General features: G+C 42.7%; 17 protein-coding genes. 10 read left to right on the top strand and 7 right to left on the bottom strand.

Translation table 11 applies throughout. The annotated features are described in order from the left end of the window. Positions 1–282: 282 nt before the first annotated feature. From thiE to KSMBR1_RS07550, 5 genes are all read right to left on the bottom strand, one after another. Entirely contained in the window at positions 283–900 is a 618-nt protein-coding gene (gene thiE / locus KSMBR1_RS07530; RefSeq protein WP_197705375.1) for a thiamine phosphate synthase, read from the bottom strand. 64 nt (positions 901–964) lie between these two features. Then, a complete protein-coding gene (gene purB / locus KSMBR1_RS07535; RefSeq protein ID WP_099324771.1) occupies positions 965–2419 on the bottom strand; it encodes an adenylosuccinate lyase in 1455 nt (484 codons plus the stop codon). Between the two features lie 355 nt (positions 2420–2774). Then, a complete protein-coding gene (groL, locus tag KSMBR1_RS07540) occupies positions 2775–4388 on the bottom strand; it encodes a chaperonin GroEL (protein ID WP_099327004.1) in 1614 nt (537 codons plus the stop codon). A 16-nt stretch (positions 4389–4404) separates the two neighbouring features. Continuing rightward, complete coding sequence (gene groES / locus KSMBR1_RS07545) at positions 4405–4692, bottom strand: co-chaperone GroES (RefSeq protein ID WP_099324772.1); 288 nt, start codon at positions 4690–4692, stop codon at positions 4405–4407. A gap of 92 nt (positions 4693–4784) precedes the next feature. Next, positions 4785–5189: a response regulator gene (locus KSMBR1_RS07550; RefSeq protein WP_099324773.1), complete on the bottom strand. Its 405-nt coding sequence runs from the start codon at positions 5187–5189 to the stop codon at positions 4785–4787. Between the two features lie 628 nt (positions 5190–5817). Between KSMBR1_RS07550 and hyfB the strand changes: the two genes are divergently transcribed. From hyfB to KSMBR1_RS07600, 10 genes are all read left to right on the top strand, one after another. Continuing rightward, entirely contained in the window at positions 5818–7854 is a 2037-nt protein-coding gene (gene hyfB / locus KSMBR1_RS07555) for a hydrogenase 4 subunit B (RefSeq protein ID WP_099324774.1), read from the top strand. Between the two features lie 38 nt (positions 7855–7892). Continuing rightward, a complete protein-coding gene (locus KSMBR1_RS07560) occupies positions 7893–8120 on the top strand; it encodes a hypothetical protein (RefSeq protein WP_099324775.1) in 228 nt (75 codons plus the stop codon). A 5-nt stretch (positions 8121–8125) separates the two neighbouring features. Beyond that, entirely contained in the window at positions 8126–9064 is a 939-nt protein-coding gene (locus KSMBR1_RS07565) for a respiratory chain complex I subunit 1 family protein (protein ID WP_099324776.1), read from the top strand. A gap of 5 nt (positions 9065–9069) precedes the next feature. Beyond that, on the top strand, positions 9070–9735 hold the full coding sequence (locus KSMBR1_RS07570) for a hydrogenase (protein WP_099324777.1): 666 nt from the start codon (positions 9070–9072) through the stop codon (positions 9733–9735). Between the two features lies 1 nt (position 9736). Next, a complete protein-coding gene (locus KSMBR1_RS07575) occupies positions 9737–11212 on the top strand; it encodes a hydrogenase 4 subunit F (RefSeq protein WP_099324778.1) in 1476 nt (491 codons plus the stop codon). Beyond that, positions 11209–12804 carry a hydrogenase large subunit gene (locus KSMBR1_RS07580; protein ID WP_230405733.1) on the top strand — a complete coding sequence of 532 codons (1596 nt, stop codon included), beginning with the start codon at positions 11209–11211 and terminating at the stop codon, positions 12802–12804. Before KSMBR1_RS07575 ends, KSMBR1_RS07580 begins: the two co-directional genes overlap by 4 nt. Before the next feature lie 245 nt (positions 12805–13049). Next, positions 13050–13838, top strand: coding sequence for an NADH-quinone oxidoreductase subunit B family protein (locus KSMBR1_RS07585; protein ID WP_099327005.1), 789 nt, complete (start codon positions 13050–13052; stop codon positions 13836–13838). Positions 13839–14102: 264 nt separating this feature from the next. After that, positions 14103–14969, top strand: coding sequence for a UbiA-like polyprenyltransferase (locus KSMBR1_RS07590; protein ID WP_099324780.1), 867 nt, complete (start codon positions 14103–14105; stop codon positions 14967–14969). Between the two features lie 293 nt (positions 14970–15262). Further along, complete coding sequence (locus KSMBR1_RS07595) at positions 15263–15637, top strand: YidH family protein (protein WP_099324781.1); 375 nt, start codon at positions 15263–15265, stop codon at positions 15635–15637. A 58-nt stretch (positions 15638–15695) separates the two neighbouring features. Beyond that, positions 15696–17489: an SLC13 family permease gene (locus tag KSMBR1_RS07600; RefSeq protein WP_099327006.1), complete on the top strand. Its 1794-nt coding sequence runs from the start codon at positions 15696–15698 to the stop codon at positions 17487–17489. A 127-nt stretch (positions 17490–17616) separates the two neighbouring features. Here KSMBR1_RS07600 and KSMBR1_RS07605 read toward each other — a convergent pair whose 3' ends face one another. Then, positions 17617–18609, bottom strand: a complete 993-nt coding sequence (locus KSMBR1_RS07605) for an SDR family oxidoreductase (RefSeq protein WP_099324782.1) — start codon at positions 18607–18609, stop codon at positions 17617–17619. A 130-nt stretch (positions 18610–18739) separates the two neighbouring features. Beyond that, positions 18740–19549, bottom strand: coding sequence for a hypothetical protein (locus KSMBR1_RS07610; protein WP_157820447.1), 810 nt, complete (start codon positions 19547–19549; stop codon positions 18740–18742). Positions 19550–19589: the final 40 nt, after the last annotated feature.

Raw genomic sequence — 19589 nt, forward strand, 5'->3', positions numbered from 1 at the left:
GCGTGCTTTTTGGCAAAATATTTAATGGTAAAATACGAAATACGAAACAAATCCTAATGATAAAGCATAAAATTCAAAACACACCTAACAACACGACGCACGAAATACGAAAGAGGTTGTAATAATTTAGTATTTTGAAAATTTCCAACAATGTAGTGCGACTAACCTCGTCGCGCTACAAATGGCAATTTCCAGTTGTCATTAGAATTTGTTTCGTATTTCGTGTTTCGTGCCTTTTGCTTGTTTGATTATGGCTATGCCAGCTTGGGTTATTTTTTAATTTCAGCCCGACATTTTACTATGATGCTGTATTATGGAGTACAGTCTCAGTGCGGTATTTTCCGGATTATCCGATTTCAGTATGCTTGATACAACGGCAATGCCGTTTGCCCCGCTTTCCATAACACTTTCTGCATTATCTACAGTAATGCCGCCCAGCGCAATTACGGGGATTCTGATTTTTTCTTTTAATTTCCTGAGCGATTCTGTGCCTGTTGGTTCTACTACCCCTTCTTTAGAAGGCGTCTTGAATATAGGGCCGTAGGTTATATAATCCGCACCGGAATCCCGCGCCTGCAGGGCCTCCTGCATATTATGTGCGGATATGCCAATTATTCTTTCAAAACCAATGAGATTTCTTACTCTGCTAACCGGCATGGACTGCCATCCCAAATGAACACCATCCGCATTTGCCGCAAGAACAATATCAACCCTGTCATTAATAATCAAACTTGCATTAAGACCATGCGTTATCGTTCTTAGTTCGCATGCCAGGGAATAAATATCTTTGGTTGGCAAGTCTTTTTCTCTCAGTTGTATTGTGTTAACGCCACCTTTTAGCGCTAGTTTTACAGCGTTGATTAATGGCAGCCGGCTCTGCTTTCTGTCCGTGATCAACACGAAAGCGGGCGAGTATGCCGATTGTTTTCTCTGAAGAGGCATGTTTTGTAATAGCGGTATTGTTTTATACGTGCAGCGTTGGTATCAATTTTTTATCAATACGCTGGCTATTTTGTTTTAAAATGGGTGAAACTACCTGTGTTATAAACTCTTCCACTTGCTGTACGGATCTTCCGGTAAGCCTGTGAGGGTCAGAAATCTCCCCCATCTTTGCCCGTATTCTGAAAAAGGCAGGGTCTTCTGCGATTCTTTCCAGCAGGTCGTTTTCGACGCCCTCTTTTTTCATCCTCTCTGCGGATGCTATTGCGTGTTTTCGAATCCTTTCGTGATACTCCTGTCGGTCACCTCCGGCGTTTACTATTTCCATAAGTATATTTTCCGTGACCATAAAAGGCAATTCATTTTGAAGATTGCCGGCAATAACCTGTGGATAGATGTTCAATCCTGCAGCAACGTTTAGCACAATATTTAAGATGCCGTCAACTGCAAGAAATGCCTCCGGGATTGAAATTCGCTTATTGGCAGAATCGTCCAATGTCCTTTCAAACCATTGTGAAGCCGCGGTAAATGCCGGGTTTAAGCAGTTACAAAGAACATAACGAGCAAGAGCCGCTATTCGTTCACAGCGCATGGGATTTCTTTTGTACGCCATTGCGGAAGACCCAACCTGGTCTTTCTCAAACGGTTCTTCCGCTTCCTTCATATGCTGCAACAACCGGATATCATTGGAAAATTTGTATGATGATTGTGCAATGCCTGCCAGGCAAAACATTATCTGACTATCAATTTTGCGCGGGTAAGTTTGCCCCGTCACCGGGTAAAAGCGGTCGAATCCCATTTTTTTTGTTACAAGTTCGTCTAGTTTCCTGACCTTTTCGGTATCATTATTAAAAAGCAACATAAAACTTGCTTGCGTACCGGTCGTTCCCTTTGCGCCAAGAAAACGCAGTTTCTCAACCCTGGTTTCAATCTCTTCGATATCGAAAAGGTAATCCTGCAGCCACAGGCAAAAACGTTTTCCCAGAGTTGTTGGCTGTGCAGATTGGAAATGGGTAAAACTTAAAGCCGCAACTTCTTTATAGGCTATTGCCTGGTCAGAGAGGATTTTTATTATATTAATTAGTTTTGCAAGGAGAAGGTTTAGTGCGTCCCTCATTTGGATCAGGTCTGTGTTGTCCTGTACATAAGCACTCGTCGCACCAAGGTGGATAATGGGCTTTGCCGCAGGACACTGTTCTCCGTATGCGTGAATGTGAGACATTACGTCGTGTCGCAGGGTCTTTTCGTATTCTCTTGCCATCTCAAAATTAATGGTATCCTGAAAACGTTTCATTTCACTGATTTGCGCTTCTGTAACAGTCTGCAATCCTAGTTCATGCTGTGCTTCGGCGAGCGCTATCCAGAGTTTTCTCCACGTGCTGAACTTGTAATGGTCTGAGAAGATATAGCACATCTCTTTACTTGCATACCTTTCAGAAAGAGGAGATTGATATTGCTTATAGCGGCTATCTGTTGTCATAAAAATGTCACGCAAATTAGTTATTTGAGAAGTGTGAGTATTTTTTCTTCATTGATATCATTTCCCGAAAGTTACCCGGCAGGCAGTTGCTCCGAAGTTTAGTAGCTATCGTATTACCTGGTAAAAACGTATTTTCCTGCAAGTATTTGCCACCTCTTTATCCCTCTTCCTTGTCAGGGAGAAAAAAGGAGAGGTTATCTTTGGTTGTGGGCTTACGTGGATTACATGCGCTATCAATAGGACGTTATTTTAGCGTCCATGATAATGAATGATTATGAAAATGCAATTTATTAAAATAAAAAAAGGCGTTGCATGTTTGCACGCAACGCCTTTTCCTTCATGTTAACTATGTCAATTAATGCTTATGAGTTGATGCTCCGGCACCTTCTTTCTCTTCCGGTACTTCTCCAATTATCGCATTTGTAGTAAGCAGTAAGGCGGCGATACTTGCTCCATTTTTTAGGGCAACTTTTATAACCTTTGTTGCATCAACAACGCCTATTTTGACCATGTCTGCAAATTTACCCTGAAAGGCATCGTATCCAAAGTTCCCCGTACCTTCCTTTACCTTTTGCAGTATAACCTCTCCTTCCAGTCCGGCATTTTTTGCAATTTGTTTGATAGGCGCTTCAATAGCAGCGCGAACGATGTTTACTCCAATCTGCTCGTCACCTTTCACAGAGAGCCCATCTAAAACGCTGGACGCCCTTATTAACCCTACGCCACCCCCGGGCAAAATACCTTCTTCCGCTGCGGCTCTGGTGGCATGCATTGCATCTTCTACCCTCGATTTTTTCTCCTTCATTTCTGCTTCCGTTGCGGCGCCTACATTGATTTGTGCGATACCGCCGGAGAGTTTTGCCAGTCTTTCCTGCAGTTTTTCCTTGTCGTAATCGGAGGTTGTTGTTTCTATTTCTGCCTTTATCTGAGAAATTCTGCTCTGTATCTCTTTTGTATCTCCCCCGCCCTCTGTGATGGTGGTATTTTCCTTGTCAATAACCACTTTTTTTGCAGTGCCTAGATCGGCAAGTTCTATGCTGGAAAGCGGTATTCCCAAATCTTCAAAAATTGCCCTTGCGCCGACAAGTGCCGCAATGTCTCCCATCATCGCCTTTCTTCTATCGCCAAAGCCGGGCGCTTTCACTGCAGCAGAATGAAAGGTTCCGCGGAGCTTGTTTACTACGAGCGTACTAAGCGCTTCTCCTTCAACGTCTTCTGCTATTACTAATAACGGCTTACCGGACTTGGCAATCTTTTCTAATAATGGCACCAGTTCTTTTATATTCGATATCTTCTTTTCGTGTATTAAGATATAAGGGTTTTCAAATACTACCTCCATTGTGTCGGGCGATGTGACAAAATAGGGGGAGAGATATCCCCTGTCGAATTGCATGCCCTCGACAAGCTTTACCGTTGTTTCCAGGCTTTTACCTTCCTCGACGGTTATAACGCCATCTTTCCCCACCTTTTCCATGGCATCGGCTATTTGATTGCCAATTTCGCTGTCATTATTTGCGGCAATTGTCGCTATTTGAGATATCTCTTTCCTTCCTGAAATCTTGATACTCATCCGGGAAAGTTCATTACACAGGGCGTCAACAGATTTTTCAATGCCATGTTTAACGTCAACAGGATTTGCGCCCGCAGTGATATTTTTTAAACCTTCTTCAAAAATAGCTTCCGCCAGAATAGTGGCGGTAGAAGTGCCATCTCCTACCATGTCATTTGTTTTTGAAGCAGCTTCTCTTACCAGTTTTGCACCCATGTCTTCGTATGGGTCTTCCAGCTCTACTTCTTTTGCAACGGTAACGCCATCGTTGATTACCACTGGCGACCCGAAACTTTTTTCAATAATAACATTCCTGCCTTTAGGACCCAACGTAACCTTGACGGCATGCGCCAGTTTTCTGACTCCTTGTCTCACCGATTCCATGGCTTCATGCCCGTAAATAATCTTTTTTGCTGCCATTTCTTCCTCCCTAAAATTAATCAATCACTGCAAGGATATCATCCTCTGACATTAATAAATATTCATCGCCATCAATCTTTACTTCCGTGCTGCCATATGAATTAAACAACACCTTATCGCCATTTTTCACCTGGAAGCGTGCCCGTTCACCATTTTCTAGCAGTTTACCGTCTCCCAAAGCGATTACTGTTCCCTGCTTCGGTTTTTCTTTTGCCGTTTCCGGCAGTAAGATTCCTCCGGCGGTCTTTCCTTCCGCTTCAAGGCGTTTTAATAAGATTTTTTCTCCCAAAGGTTTTACATTCATAACTTAGATCTCCTCTCGCTTAAAATTATCCCTAAAAAAATAGAATAGTGCTTTTTGTCTGTTTTAATGCGTGAAATGGTGCTACTAAAAAATTATTTCCAGTAGTATTTCTCTATAACCTGTTCTACGGAGTCCCTGAAGATATTAACATTGATGGGCTTCGGTATCAGTGTATAAGCGTTAGCGTTAATAAGATTTATCTGCAGTTCTTTTGATATATCTCCCGAGATAAATATACAGGGAATGGAAATGCTTATTTCCTTCTTAATGATATTAAATGTCTCCAGGCCGCTATAGTCGGGAAGATGTGCGTCTAAAATCAACACGTGCAATTCTTCAGACCGGGCTATTTTTATCGCTTCTCTGCCACAACTTGCAAGGTAAGTGGTGTAGCCTTTTAGTTCCAGTATTTCCCGCAAACTATCGCGGCACGATTTATCATCGTCCGTAATAAGAAGCGAAAAACTATCTGCATCAGGATGATATAATGCCACCATGACCCTATTATCCTCTTAAAATATTTTTTAAAGAATAGATAGCAAGACGGTTACGCAAATATTATGCCTCAATCTCGGAATAAGGTTGTTCGCTGTTTTCACAGGCTGAAATGTTGCGTGTTTTGGGTTTATTTGTTTGATTAACTATGGTGCAGCATAATCATATCGTTTATTAGATAGGGCACTTATACGTATGTTGTTATTTTAGAGTTGGTAATATTTTATAAAAAAATGATTAAACTCGTCAATAATTTTCATTATTGTCATTTTGACATTTTTACTGATGAGAAATTATTATTGCTGTCACTATGGCAGTGGTATTTTCCGGACTCTCGGTAAAGATCTTTTTTGTTTAGGCGTAAAGAGAAATGTTCTGGAAAATAATTGGCCTCAACGCATTGACAAATCACAAATTGTATCATTGTGAATTTACAACTTAAAAGTATTTTTGTGTAGATTTTTAAACAAACGAATGTTATTGATGTATTTTGTAAAGCAAAAGCATGGTAGAAAGTCAATTTTTCACTGTGCGAAAATTATTTTTGTAGAATTTTAGGTTGTAATTTTACTATTACTCATATGATTCACGCTGCATTTAATGCATTTTTAGATGCAGATACAATAAACCATGGCTGAGCATTTATTTGTAATATCGATAATCTTGTATGCGATAGGCGCCCTGTTTGCCTTATGTTTTTTCAAGTGGCAAGCGGTGGGGAATTATATTTCGCTTATTTGTGCAGCTATTGCTTCCTGCTTTAGCATTGTCCTGTCTATCTCTGTGTTGACTAACGGCCTAATAATACATTTTGATTTCTTAATATACCATGCCATTATAAGATACAATTTTTTATTAGACCCTCTATCCTCATTTTTTATGCTTGTCATATCTGTCATTGGTTTTGTAGCCTCGATCTATTCGATGGGATATACCAAATTATACGTAAATAAACGCGATACCCGGTTTCTGGGATTTGCCTATAATCTCCTTCTTGTATCTATGCTTCTGGTGGTAACTGCCAATAACGCATTAGTATTTATGATAGTGTGGGAGCTTATGACATTGGTCTCCTTTTTCCTCGTCATCTTTGAACATGAGAATCCTACCAACAGAAAAGCAGGTTATGTCTATCTCGTGATGTCTCACATTGGCGCAGGGCTTATAGCTGTAGCCTTTTTTATCATGTTTGCCTATGCAGGTGAGGCATTTACATTCAGCTTTGACGATTTCAGGCATATTGGTGCGCATATGCCCCCTATATACAAAAATATTGTATTCTTTTTAATAATTATTGGTTTTGGAATAAAGGCAGGCATCTTCCCCCTCCATCTTTGGCTTCCTATGGCACATCCTGCAGCGCCGAGTAACGTCTCGATGGTCATGTCGGGCGTGATGATCAAAACGGCTATCTATGGCTTTATACGATTTTATTTCGAATTTCTAACGCCTTGTCCGCCCTGGTGGGGGTTTATCGTTCTTGTCGCGGGCGCTTCTTCTGCTATTTTGGGAATACTCTACGCCCTTATGGAAAGGGACATCAAAACGTTGCTTGCTTACAGCAGTGTGGAAAATATCGGCATCATCCTTATAGGGATCGGATTGTCGATGATTTTTAAGTCCTACAATCTCATGACATTGTCTTCCCTTGCTATGATGGCAGGACTTTATCACCTGATTAATCATGCAGTATTTAAGTGTCTGCTCTTTGGTTGTGCGGGAAATATCTATTATTCAACCCACACAAAAAACATTGAAGAATTAGGCGGCCTGATTAAACGGCTGCGGGTTACTGCCCCATTATTTCTTGTGGGCGCCTTGTCCATTTCTGCTATCCCGCCGCTGAATGGATTTATGAGTGAGTGGCTTATATTCCAATCCCTACTGAATGGCTTTTACATCCCATCGGTGTTTTTCAAAGTAATGACGGTTATTTGTGGGGCAATTGTTGCCTTGACCGGGGCACTAGTGGCTATGTGTTTTGTCAAGGCCTTTGGGGTTTCATTTCTTGCCCTGCCACGTTCTGAGCATACGCGAAAGGCAAAGGAGGTTCCCCTGGTTATGCTTGTAAGTATGGGCATTTTGGCCTCGATGTGTGTGTTTATGGGTCTTTTCCCGGCAACGATTATGGCAACCATTAATCAGGTAAATACACATCTGCTGGGCACAAATATTATAAATATTATTACTTCATATGATTGGTTGCAAACAAAGTCAATCCATACTAATTTTACAGATTTATCTCCAAAAAGCGCGCCGATATTTGGCTTAATCCTTTTAGTGATCACCTTCGGGTTTTTGACCATGTTAAGGCCGGGCTTCACAAAGAGGATCTATGAGACATGGACTTGTGGCATAACACCGGAGCCCAGGTTTGGTTATACGGCAACGGCCTTCACAAAACCGTTCAAGGTCATCTTTGGTAATCTGTACAGACCCCGGTTTGAGATTAGCACAACATATTCAGTCCCTAAATATTTCGCTAAATCTATAACCTATCTTGGCGAGATAACGCCTATATTCGAAAAATATTTTTATAATCCTGTTTCCAGCTATGTTTTAAATATATCAAATAAGATACGGTGGGTGCATACCGGGAGTATTCATGTGTACCTTGCCTATATATTTGTAACATTGTTGATTGCCATATTGTCTGTTATATACTGATATAAAAGCAATAGAACAGATAATAGATAATTGTCGCCATGATTACAAGCAATCTGTCCAAAGAAGGACATCCAAGCCGTATTCGGATAAACAAGGATTCAGAAGATGGTAAAACAGCATGTATCCTTACAGATTCCATAATAATGACTGATAATCTTGCAACTGTGAGATTCATAGATATTGAAAAAGCTATCGGGGAGATTGCCCGGTTGGATACCGCGGATAGGGCATTAAATGTGACATTCGGTCTTAACAAAGATATATAGCAACAATGATTACAAACATTATACTTACCACCCTGCAAATTCTCGTTATTGCAGGACTAGCGCCACTCGTTAAAGGGTTTATCAATAAGATGGAGGCATATTGGCAGTGCAGGAGGGGTCCCAGCATGTTTCAGCCTTATTATAACCTCATCAAACTGCTCCAAAAGGATGTCGTGGTTTCAGAAACGGCCTCGTGGATTTTCAGCGCGACTCCTTATGTAGTGTTTGTTTCGATCCTGGTAATAGCATTGTTAATACCTGTTTTGTCCGCACAGGTTCCGCTGGATTTCACTGGCGACATTATCCTGATTGTATACCTGTTTGCCCTGGGGAGATTTTTCCTGGCATTATCTTCCCTTGATACCGGGAGCGCCTTTGGGGGAATGGGCGGGAGCAGGGAGATGACAATATCTTCCATGGCAGAACCGGCCATGATGCTTTCTATATTTACGGTTTCCTTAACGGCTGGCTCCACGAATCTCAGCAGTATCACCGGTACGTTGCTTAATTACAAATCATTGAATCCGTCTCTCCTTTTGGCATTTGCAGCACTTGCCATCGTTATTGTTGCAGAAACAGGAAGGATTCCGGTCGATAATCCGTTTACCCATCTGGAATTGACAATGATTCATGAGGGCATGATACTTGAATTCTCAGGGCGTTATCTGGCCCTGATAGAATGGGCGTCTTCTATGAAACTACTGTTGTTACTGACTATCTTAGTGAATACCTTCTTACCCTGGGGGATTGCTACTGACCTTACCTTCCCGGGAATGATTATTTCTTTTGCATGGTATCTTGTTAAGATCGGATTTTTTGCCTTTGCAATCGTTATCCTGGAATTGTCATTTTCGAAGCTCCGATTATTCCGCATACCGAACCTGTTGGGAACATCATTTGTTTTGTCTGTCTTGGCGATTATTTCATTTTATGTGGTGAGTTAATTATCATGAAACAACACATCATCGTAAATTCCCAGATTATTGATGTACTGGCAGTTTTAATGCTCATGACAACAATTATACTCATCGGCACGAGTCGTTTAAAGACCTGTATATGGGCAAGTGCCATTCGGTCTTTTCTCCTGACATTGACCAGCGGTCTTATAGCCTATTTGTCCGGTATCCATCACATTTATATTACTACGGGTATCTCACTGGTACTTAAGGTTTTTGTCATCCCTGGATTTCTTTTTTACATCGTTGACAAGGTCAGGATTAAAAAAGAAGTAGAGTCTTATATTAGTTATACGCTATCGCTGCTGATCTCTTGCGGTATCATTCTTATTGCATACTATGCAACCTTACCTATCATCCAATTTGAAAATGTCTTTATGCGGCATTGCCTGCCCGTTTCACTCGCTATTACCCTTTTGGGATTCTTTGCAATGATAACGAGGAAGAAGGCCATTACCCAGATACTTGGACTTATTACCATGGAAGATGGTCTTTTTTTTGCTGCCTTATCTACCTCTTACGGCATGCCACTCATCGTAGAATTGGGGGTGTTTTTCGATATCCTCGTGAGTGTTATCATTATGGGAGTTTATGTTTACAGAATCAAAGAATCCTTCGATTCCATTGATGTAGGCTTCTTCAGGGAACTCCGGGAATAATATGATAATACTCTTACTTTTAATCATCCCCGTAATAACCGCCATTGCGTGCGTTTTTATAAAGACACACAGCATATCAAAATATGTCAGCATTGCAGGCAGTTTTCTCGTTTTACTCTATAGCATATTTCTTAACTACAATATTTATCTGCATCAGTCGCTCTATGGGCTAAATGAATTCTTTTATATGGATGCCCTGAGTATCCTTACCACCCAGATTATTACCATTGTTGGTTTTGCAGCGGCATTATACTCGGTTGGCTATATGGAAGAAGAAGTTCGCGAAGGTGTGGTTACGGAAAAGAAGCTACGCTTGTATTACTTCCTTTTTCATATGTTTATCTTCTCCATGTTATTGGTATGCGTAACAAATAACCTGGGGATCATGTGGGTAGCAATTGAAGCGACTACGTTGTCTACTACATTTTTGGTAGGCTTTTATAATAAAAAACAGCATCAGGAAGCGGCATGGAAGTATATCGTCATTTGTACTGTGGGAATTACGTTGGCATTGTTTGGCGTTATACTCACCTATTATTCATCAAAAAGCGTATTTGGAGAAATTGGGCATATGCTGAACTGGACGAGCCTGCTTACCGTAGCGGACAGGTTTGATCCTCATCTCATAAAACTGGCATTCATTTTTATCCTAATCGGATATGGTACAAAGGCTGGTCTTGCCCCAATGCACACATGGCTGCCTGATGCACATAGCCAGGCGCCTTCGCCTATTAGCGCCCTGTTTTCCGGTGTACTGCTAAATTGTTCCCTGTATGGCATCATCCGATACCACATCATTACCTCTAAATGTGTAGGCCCGCATTATTCATGTACACTCCTCATGGTGTTTGGCCTTATTTCCGTCATTGCTTCAATACCTTTTATCCTGGTGCAAAGGGATTATAAACGTCTGTTCGCCTATAGCAGTATAGAGCATATTGGTTTTATTACGCTTGGAATAGGTTTTGGTGGAATGTATAGTGTTTACGGCGCAGAGCTGCATACCTTCAACCACGCCGTAGCAAAATCCCTATTGTTTTTTTGTGCTGGCAATCTGTTTTTGAAATACAAGACAAGGGATATGGACAGTATTAAAGGGGTTATTAAGACTACGCCGGTTACCGGTGTCTTTTTGATAATTGCTGTCTTTGCCATTACAGGCACACCGCCGTTTGGTATATTTGTTAGCGAGTTCCTGGTGCTTGCAGACGGCTTTTCAAGTGGAAATGTATTTATCATTATATTCAGTTCATTGCTTGTTGTATGCATTACCCTCATTTTTATTGGATTCATAAACAATATATTCAAGATGGTTTTGGGTGAACCCACAACATCTGTTCCTAAGGGTGAGGTGAGTAAGCTTACCATTGCGTCCATGGGCTTTCTTTTGATTTTCGTACTGGTTGTCAGCTTCTATGTACCGCCATTCCTGCGCGAAATACTGACTAATATTTATAATATTGTAAGGAATGTATGATGAGTACCAACAGGCAACTTCATATTGATAAACTGTCCGGTCAATTTAAAGGGAATATTACTATTAGCAGAAGTTTCCTTGAAAACGAGATATATGTCTCAACGAAAAAGGAAAATCTTTTAAATGTATGTCTGTATATTAAAGATATTTTCAATGCCGTGCTTTCTTCCATGATTTGTAACGATGAGAGAACTCTGGATAAGCACTTTAAAATTTACTACGTCTTTTCTCTTCAGAGAGAAGACACATTCTTAATTGTCACTATACCGGTCAGTGAACAGCAGCCGGAATTTCCGTCGATTACACCCCAAATACCTGCCGCTCATTGGTATGAACGGGAGATTAAGGACATGTTTGGTCTTATCCCCGTAGGACACCCAAGACCCGAGACACTGGTATTACACGGCAATTTCCCTGAAAATACTTATCCATTGCGGAAGGACTTTGATATTCAAACCCGAATACCTCACCTCGAATCAAAGCTGCCGTTTTTCAGGGTAGAAGGAGAAGGTGTTTTTGAAATACCCGTAGGACCCATTCACGCGGGTGTCATTGAACCTGGGCATTTCAGGTTTAGCGCTGTAGGTGATAGTATATTTTATCTTGATGCAAAATTATTTTTCACACACAAGGGCACAGAGAAAATTTTCGAAACAATGCCATATACGAAGGCATTATTTCTTGCGGAGAGGATTTGCGGCGTTTGTGCCGCTTCGCACGCAACAGGCTATTGCCAGGCAATAGAGAAGGTGGCAGAGATCGAAATACCGCCACGCGCAAGATTTATTCGAACCATTGTCATGGAATTGGAAAGGATCTATAATCATATCGGCGATGTGGGAAATATATGCGCAGGCACTGCCTTTCTTCTGGGGATTGCGCATGGATTCAGGATACGCGAGTATTTACAGCAACTCAATGAAACCATTACGGGGAATCGATATTTAAGAGGTATGCTCGCCATCGGCGGAGTACGGTTTGATATCAACGACGATCTGGAAAAACATATTTTATCATTACTCAATCATGTTAAAAAGGACTTCAAAGATCTTACCAAAATGATGTTTAAATCCTCCTCTTTATTAGACAGGCTTGAAACTACAGGAAGACTTTCCGAGGAGATTGCACGGGGGTTGGGGGTCGTTGGCGTTGCGGCAAGGGCATCCGGCATTGTTCAGGACACCAGGGTTAATCACCCTTACGCTGCTTACGAAGAGGTGGATTTTGATATCCCTGTTTTCCATTACGAAGGCGATGTACTTGCAAGGATACGCGTCAGGGTCGATGAGGTGTATCAGTCGATCTATATTATCGAGCAATGTTTTGAAAAGATGAGGCCAGGCCCTCTGAAAACCCCGATTAAGGAACTACCGCCTTACAAACAAGCCTTGAGTTATGTGGAATCACCTCGGGGTGAGAATATTTACTGGATCATGACGGCTCCTGGCAATAAATTGTTCAGGTATAAAGTAAGGTCGCCTTCTTTCTGTAACTGGCCGGCAATTCCTTTTGCAGTCCCTGGCAACATTGTGCCTGATTTTCCATTGATTAACAAGAGTTTCGAGTTATGTTATTCCTGTACTGATTTGTAAAGAATTATTTGTTACAAAGACTCAAATCCATTTTCTCACTTTTTTGTACTACTATCCATCAACTTCTTGTTTTTTATGCTAGTTTTTCAAACTACACAACCGTAAGACATTGATTAGATGAGGCTTACGTAAAGTTTGGAGTATTGGGTTTTTTGTCATTTGAACTTGTTTCATATTTCGACATTCGTATTTCGAATTTGGTTGCGGCCAAAGGCCGCGCCAAGCATTTCGTGGGCGAACATAAAATGTTTACAAAATTTCAGAAAAGTTTTCAAACTGGTATAGCAACCTCGGGATATCCATGGAAAAAAGAACCTGCTCCTTTGCATTTCCGGGGCAGGATTGAGATAGATAGCGAAAAATGTAAGGCATGTAACGTCTGCGTGGAGACATGTCCAACAAATGCTTATACATGGATAGAAGAACAGGGAAAACGATATCTGCAACTCTCTCACGCAAAATGCGTATTTTGCGGCATGTGCGAGGAAGTATGCCCTTACAAAGCTATCAGGATTACGAATGATTTTGAGCTTGCGGCAACAAATAAGGAAGACCTTTTAGTTAAGGCAGGGTTTAATACTGAAGAATCCGTTGAAACATTAGGTAATAAACTCAAAAAAAACATATTTAAAATGTTCAGACGCTCATTGCATGTACGGGAGATTGATGCCGGTTCTTGCAACGGATGCGAATGGGAGGTCGTTGCTTTATTAAATCCTGTGCATGACCTCCAAAGGTTCGGAATTGACATTGTTGCCTCTCCGCGCCACGCAGACTGCCTGCTTGTGACGGGACCTCCGACAAGGAATCTGGAAACCGCCCTCATCAAGGGGTATCATGCCACCCCGGAACCAAAGATGGTCATAGCCTTGGGTACGTGTGCGTGTAGCGGCGGTATTTTCAGTAATTCCTACGCCACTAAAAACGGGATCGACAAAGTCGTTCCCGTAGATGTTTATATTCCTGGCTGTCCTCCAAGACCACAGGCTATTATATACGGATTTCTGTTGGCGTTAGAGAGGGTACAAAAGTGAGTATCTCAGGCTAACGGCTTTTTTTGTCAATCATGGGACTACGTCAAAGATATAGCCAAACAAATTACTGATAAGGTGCTAAATCTTGCAATGCAACGCAAAAGCCTATGAACAAACGGCCAGACAGACAGATTTGCTCCGATAAATATGGACAAGGCCAGGCATTATTTCCCCGCTCCCTTAATGATACTGTGTACCCGTTTTCTTCCGGGTTCGATGGCACTTTTTAAATAACAACAAAAGATACAGGAAATATTAAACACTATGAATTTTTCTCTTCCCTACAAAAAAATTTCTTCTCTACTGGAGTTAATTAAATTTTCACACACTATTTTTTCCTTCCCTTTTGCCATAATGAGTGCATTTATTGCTGCCGGCGGGATGCCTACTTTGAGGCAATTACTTCTGATTGCCGGGGCGTTGGCGATGGCGCGCAGCGCCGCAATGTCTTTTAACCGCATTGTTGATGTTGATTACGATATCAAAAATCCCCGAACGGCATATCGTGTTGAATTGCAGAAGAAAATTGGCAAAAAAAACGTATGGATATTTACGCTGGTATGTACGGGCCTTTTTATTCTATTTGCGGGGCTGCTTAGTCGTCTTGCCCTTTACATGTCTCCACTGGCAATACTTATTATTTTTGGTTATTCTTTTACCAAACGGTTTACCAATCTATCGCATTTTGTGCTTGGTCTGGCATTAGCTCTTTCCCCTGTAGGGGCATGGATAGGAATTCAGGGGAGATTCGGCATTACACCTTTCCTGCTGGCATTTGCCGTGGTTTTATGGACGGCAGGTTTCGACATTATTTACGCGTGCCAGGATATTGAGCATGATAAAAAATTGGACTTGTATTCACTGCCAAAAAAAATCGGGCTTCGATGGGCACTGGTACTCTCCGGTATTTTACATTTTTTTATGGTCTTACTGTTGTTTATCGTTCCCAGATACTCAGACCTGGGGATTATTTATTTGATAGGCGTATGCCTCGCCGCTGTTTTGCTTTTTTATGAACATTTACTGGTAAAACCAAAAGACCTTTCAAAAATCAACACGGCCTTTTTTACCGTAAATGGCATTATAAGCCTGGGGCTTATGGGGGTAACGCTCATTGATATTTTTGCTTAAGAGGGTTTCGGGGTATCGCGGGCAAAAAATAATGTTTGTCCATGCTTAATGAGATATCCGGCACGCTTGCAACTTCAGGCTTTCAATTTTAAGCCCATAATTAATATCGTGACCACGATAGGAAACGGCTAATTTTTTATATTCCGTTGCTGCAGGAGTTTTCCCCTGCCGCCCCATTGGTACCAAGTGGATTATTGAGCAAAGCGCACAACAAAACAATGGCAAAATAGTTTTTGCCTATGCAAAAATCGGGAATAAATCCGATATAGGTCGTTAAGCGACAAGGAGTGGTTATGTCTGAACTCAAAGATCCACGGGTTTTTTTTGCGGCAGAAAGGACATTGTTAGCATGGAGTAGAACCAGTATTGTCATGATCGCATCTGGTTTTGGGATAGAGCGAGCCAGTGTCCTTATACAGGCGGTTACCCATGGAAGAACGACTGCCGATAAAACCGGGGTGGTATTCTGGGTGGGGCTTGCCTTTATTGCATTGGGTACGTTTGCCGCTTTTTGCTCTTCCCGTCAGTACATCGTTGTTCTTAAAACGCTCACACCCGAAGAGTACCCAATGGGCTATGGGACAAAATGCGGGCTTGCGATAAACACTATCGTAGCAGTTCTGGGTATATGTCTGGGCATCGCCGTTTATGTGGGACATGTTTCGTAAAATTCCTGAACGCCAAATAATTCTTTCAAGTTAAATCTTTCAGTTTGTGGAATTTAAAATGCTTGGTGTAAATACAAAACTGTTGATTTTATTTATTGTTCTTGTGGCAATGCTGGTTTTGTTCGTATGGAACCGATGGCGCTATGATATAGTTGCGCTGGTTGCCCTGCTGGTTGTTGCGGTTGCAGGACTCGTACCGCCTAGCCAGGTGTTTGCTGGTTTTGGGCACCCTGCAGTCATTACTGTGGCAGCAGTCCTGGTGCTCAGTCGCGGCTTGCTCAATGCCGGCGTGGTGGATTCACTTGCACGCCAATTGACGCGTGTGGGTAACCAGCCCATGATCCAGGTGGCAACCCTTACAGGGATTGTAGCCCTGAGTTCCGGATTTATGAACAACGTAGGTGCTTTGGCGCTACTCATGCCGGTTGCCATATGGATGTCGCGCCGGGGCGGTCGTTCACCTTCATTCCTGCTTATGCCACTTGCCTTCGGGTCATTGTTTGGAGGTACGCTCACATTGATCGGTACTCCTCCAAATATTATCATTGCCGCGTATCGCGAACAATCTGGCGCATTACCATTCTGCATGTTTGACTTTATTCCGGTAGGTGCAGCCATAACGATGTGCGGTATCATCTTTATTTCAATCATCGGCTGGCGACTGACGCCGCAGCGCAAGGAACAGGATTCTGCCGAGGATCTGTTCGAGATCAGCAGTTACCTGACCGAGCTTCTTGTTCCGGAAGGCTGCAAATTTGCAGGCCGGACGCTATACGATCTGATTGCGGCTGTCAGGAATGACGCCGATGTTGTGGTAATAGGCCTGGTTCGCACAGGACGAAGACAGCAGATGCCATCAACGTATGAAGTCATAAAGGAAAATGACATACTGCTGGTCGAAGCCGATTCAGACAGCCTCAAGACGTTGATTGATGTTACCGGACTTAAGCTCGCTGAAGCCAGCGGTAATGAGGATAAAGAAAAGGCCCGCGAGGGTGGGCCTAATCTGGTTGAGGCTACGGTTGCCCCCGGATCAATGCTCGCCGGAAAAACGGCGAGGAGTCTCGATTTGCGAGAGCGTTATGGCATCAATGTACTTGCAGTTGCACGTCAGGGGCGCCGCCTGAGGGAGCGGCTAGGCAAGATTCGTTTTGTCACCGGAGATATCCTGTTGATACAGGGACGCGAAGAATCTCTTCCGTCCACGCTGAACGACCTGGGATGCCTGCCACTTGCATCGCGTGGATTGCGTATCGGCAAACCGCGTAACGTTCTCCTGGCAATCTGCATCTTTGCCGTCTCGCTGGCATTGATCGCCTGTAAACTCCTTCCTGCGGCTACCGCACTGGCTGGAGGCGCAGCCGCCATGGTGCTTGCCGGACTCATTTCTCCTGGAGAAATCTACAAAAGCATTGATATGTCAATCATCCTGTTGCTGGCGGCAATGCTGCCCATAGGCCATGCATTGGAAAGTACAGGCGGTTCCCAGTTAATTGCTTACAAATTACTGGCAGTAGGCCGTTCCGCATCGCCGGCAATGACGCTCGTTATCCTGATGACGGCTACGATGCTTCTGTCTAATTTGGTCAACAATGCTGCTGCCGCAATTCTGGCAGCACCGATAGCGATTAATCTTGCGAAGGGTATGGAGTTATCTGTCGACCCTTTCCTGATGGCAGTAGCCATAGGGTCTTCCTGTGCATTTCTTACCCCGATTGGACACCAATCTAACACTCTTGTGATGGCGCCTGGAGGATACAAGTTTGGCGACTACTGGCGGATGGGGCTGCCCCTGTCTGTACTGGTCGTGGCAACCGCTGTCCCTGTGATCCTTTGGATATGGCCACTGTAGTTGTCATTTGTCCGAGAAATCGCCAGCTTGGGTATGAATACATTTATAACAATTTATGGCAAATGCTTCGCCCCGACATCAACCTTACCCTCAGATGAATCACCCGAAGGGTTTTCATGATTTCAATTCAACATGCAATGGGGATTCGATAAAGATATTTATGAATCTGTTCCGGGTAAAAAACCTTATGGTCTGGACGGTCATAATGCCAGTCATGTTTGTCCGGAACATGATTTTCATGATATGGCCATTTGCGAAAGGGATCAAAGCCTAACGCAGCAAGAAGTTTTTTATTACTCATGGCGACATTCCCTGCCCGGGGAGGCATAGGTCCCGCTTCTATGCGCATACACCCTTTCAGCAAGCGGGGAGAATAGCCTCCCACCTTATTGACTATCTGTCCAATTTGATAGAGGCTGAGGTAACGATGAGAGCCAAGGTGGTATATTCCGCATATTTTGTTCTCTAAAGCAATTTCTGCAATGCTATTAAAATCTTCGCAATAAAAAGGAGACCGGATTTCATCGTAATATAACGTTGCCGGATTATTTTTTTTAAAACGTGACAATATCCAGTCTATTGCTCCAGCATGCCCATTAACACTAATTCCCATGGGGAGCGATATCCTGAAAATCACCGCAGAAGGGTATTCGTGCGCTATAATTTCTTCTGCCATAACCATGGTTTTCCCATATACCGTGACAGGAGAAACGGCGTCACTTTCCGTGTAACAGCCCGATGATTTCCCAGGAAATACTAAATCGGTGGAAAGAAATAGAAGACGAATGGTACGGTCTCCGATTATCTTTAGTATGTTCTTCGCCGATTGAACATTCACCCGGTACGCCATTTCAGGATTCAACTCGCAGGATTTCAATGCACATGACCCAGCCGCATGCAGTATAGAATTAAACTTCCACGTCTTCATTAAGGCAGCAAGTCCTTGTACATCTTCTATGTCAAGCGGAATTATTCCCTCCCCGCGCAATGGCCAATATCGGGTGGGACGAATTGCAACTACATGCTCAGGATATTGAGAATGAAAATGCCGAAATGCATTGTAACCTGGAACGCCATTTACCCCGGTAATTAAAATAGGAAGATACGCTGGTAATGTCATAACCTGAATTATCTTTAAGAAAGAGTGTTGTTTTTTCAGTAAGTCTAAATAAAAAAGGGAAACAGATAATCAATTATCCATTTCCCTTTTAATGTAGATCATATTTTGTCTCTAAACACACATTAAAGCGTTACTTCAGCCTTTTTAAGGTGTGTTCCGCTCTGGAAATCAATGTGCTGACTTCGGAGAGCGACATGGTCGGAGAAGATATCCTTTCGCGGAGTAATGTAAACGTCTTGTCAAGTTCTCCCGTTAGATTCAGATCCCACTGTGTTTGGCTTGCCGTGCGTGTTTCTACCGGCGCTGAAGATGTTTCTTCACCGCTTTTCAACCTTGCCAACTCCGCTTCCAACTCCTGAATAATTTTCTTCTTTTCCTCAACTTCTATATCAGAAATCTTCTTTGCTTCAGTATAGTAAATAAGCTGGTTTTTTACCTCTTCCTGTCCGCGCTTTATATCGTCTATCTGCAACTTAAATTTCTCTTCGGTGGCACTGTGCATTTCCTGAAGGGCGGCAATCTGTCCCGCAAGATCCTCGCTGTTCTTTTCCGCCTCAGATACCTTTTGTTGCTGCTCCTTTATTACGGTTTCTAGTCCTGCAATCTGAATTCCAACCGCGGCCTTCACTGCACCAAAAGACCCCACCTCAACCTCTAGTTCGCTAAGCTTTTCGGACAACTCTTCTTTTTCTTCTGAACATTCCGCAAAAGTACCCTCTATTTCCTTCTTAGATGCCTCAACCTTATCTAATTTTTGCATCAAATCGGGAACTTTTAATACCTCCGTACGCCCTGCCCGAAGCTGTCTCTCAAGACCGTGTACTCTTTCCTTCTGCAGCCGGTACTTTTCAGTGACAGAAACCGCAAAGCCAACGCACAATAAACCGAAAAGCCCTACAAGCACAACCATTATCGCCTTAGATTTACTACAACTAGCCATAGAAAACCCCCTTATTCTGCATTTATTCTAAAACCCATTT

Origin of the sequence: Candidatus Kuenenia stuttgartiensis (genome assembly GCF_900232105.1) — a bacterium.
Classification (GTDB): Bacteria; Planctomycetota; Brocadiia; order Brocadiales; family Brocadiaceae; genus Kuenenia; species Kuenenia stuttgartiensis_A.

Bases quoted from the DNA above. Each gene is read 5' to 3' on its own strand.
- purB (WP_099324771.1), bottom strand. From the start codon at position 2,419: ATGACAACAGATAGCCGCTATAAGCAATATCAATCTCCTCTTTCTGAA.
- groL (WP_099327004.1), bottom strand. From the start codon at position 4,388: ATGGCAGCAAAAAAGATTATTTACGGGCATGAAGCCATGGAATCGGTG.
- groES (WP_099324772.1), bottom strand. From the start codon at position 4,692: ATGAATGTAAAACCTTTGGGAGAAAAAATCTTATTAAAACGCCTTGAA.
- KSMBR1_RS07550 (WP_099324773.1), bottom strand. From the start codon at position 5,189: ATGGTGGCATTATATCATCCTGATGCAGATAGTTTTTCGCTTCTTATT.
- hyfB (WP_099324774.1), top strand. From the start codon at position 5,818: ATGGCTGAGCATTTATTTGTAATATCGATAATCTTGTATGCGATAGGC.
- KSMBR1_RS07560 (WP_099324775.1), top strand. From the start codon at position 7,893: ATGATTACAAGCAATCTGTCCAAAGAAGGACATCCAAGCCGTATTCGG.
- KSMBR1_RS07565 (WP_099324776.1), top strand. From the start codon at position 8,126: ATGATTACAAACATTATACTTACCACCCTGCAAATTCTCGTTATTGCA.
- KSMBR1_RS07570 (WP_099324777.1), top strand. From the start codon at position 9,070: ATGAAACAACACATCATCGTAAATTCCCAGATTATTGATGTACTGGCA.
- KSMBR1_RS07575 (WP_099324778.1), top strand. From the start codon at position 9,737: ATGATAATACTCTTACTTTTAATCATCCCCGTAATAACCGCCATTGCG.
- KSMBR1_RS07580 (WP_230405733.1), top strand. From the start codon at position 11,209: ATGATGAGTACCAACAGGCAACTTCATATTGATAAACTGTCCGGTCAA.
- KSMBR1_RS07585 (WP_099327005.1), top strand. From the start codon at position 13,050: ATGTTTACAAAATTTCAGAAAAGTTTTCAAACTGGTATAGCAACCTCG.
- KSMBR1_RS07590 (WP_099324780.1), top strand. From the start codon at position 14,103: ATGAATTTTTCTCTTCCCTACAAAAAAATTTCTTCTCTACTGGAGTTA.
- KSMBR1_RS07595 (WP_099324781.1), top strand. From the start codon at position 15,263: ATGTCTGAACTCAAAGATCCACGGGTTTTTTTTGCGGCAGAAAGGACA.
- KSMBR1_RS07600 (WP_099327006.1), top strand. From the start codon at position 15,696: ATGCTTGGTGTAAATACAAAACTGTTGATTTTATTTATTGTTCTTGTG.
- KSMBR1_RS07605 (WP_099324782.1), bottom strand. From the start codon at position 18,609: ATGACATTACCAGCGTATCTTCCTATTTTAATTACCGGGGTAAATGGC.
- KSMBR1_RS07610 (WP_157820447.1), bottom strand. From the start codon at position 19,549: ATGGCTAGTTGTAGTAAATCTAAGGCGATAATGGTTGTGCTTGTAGGG.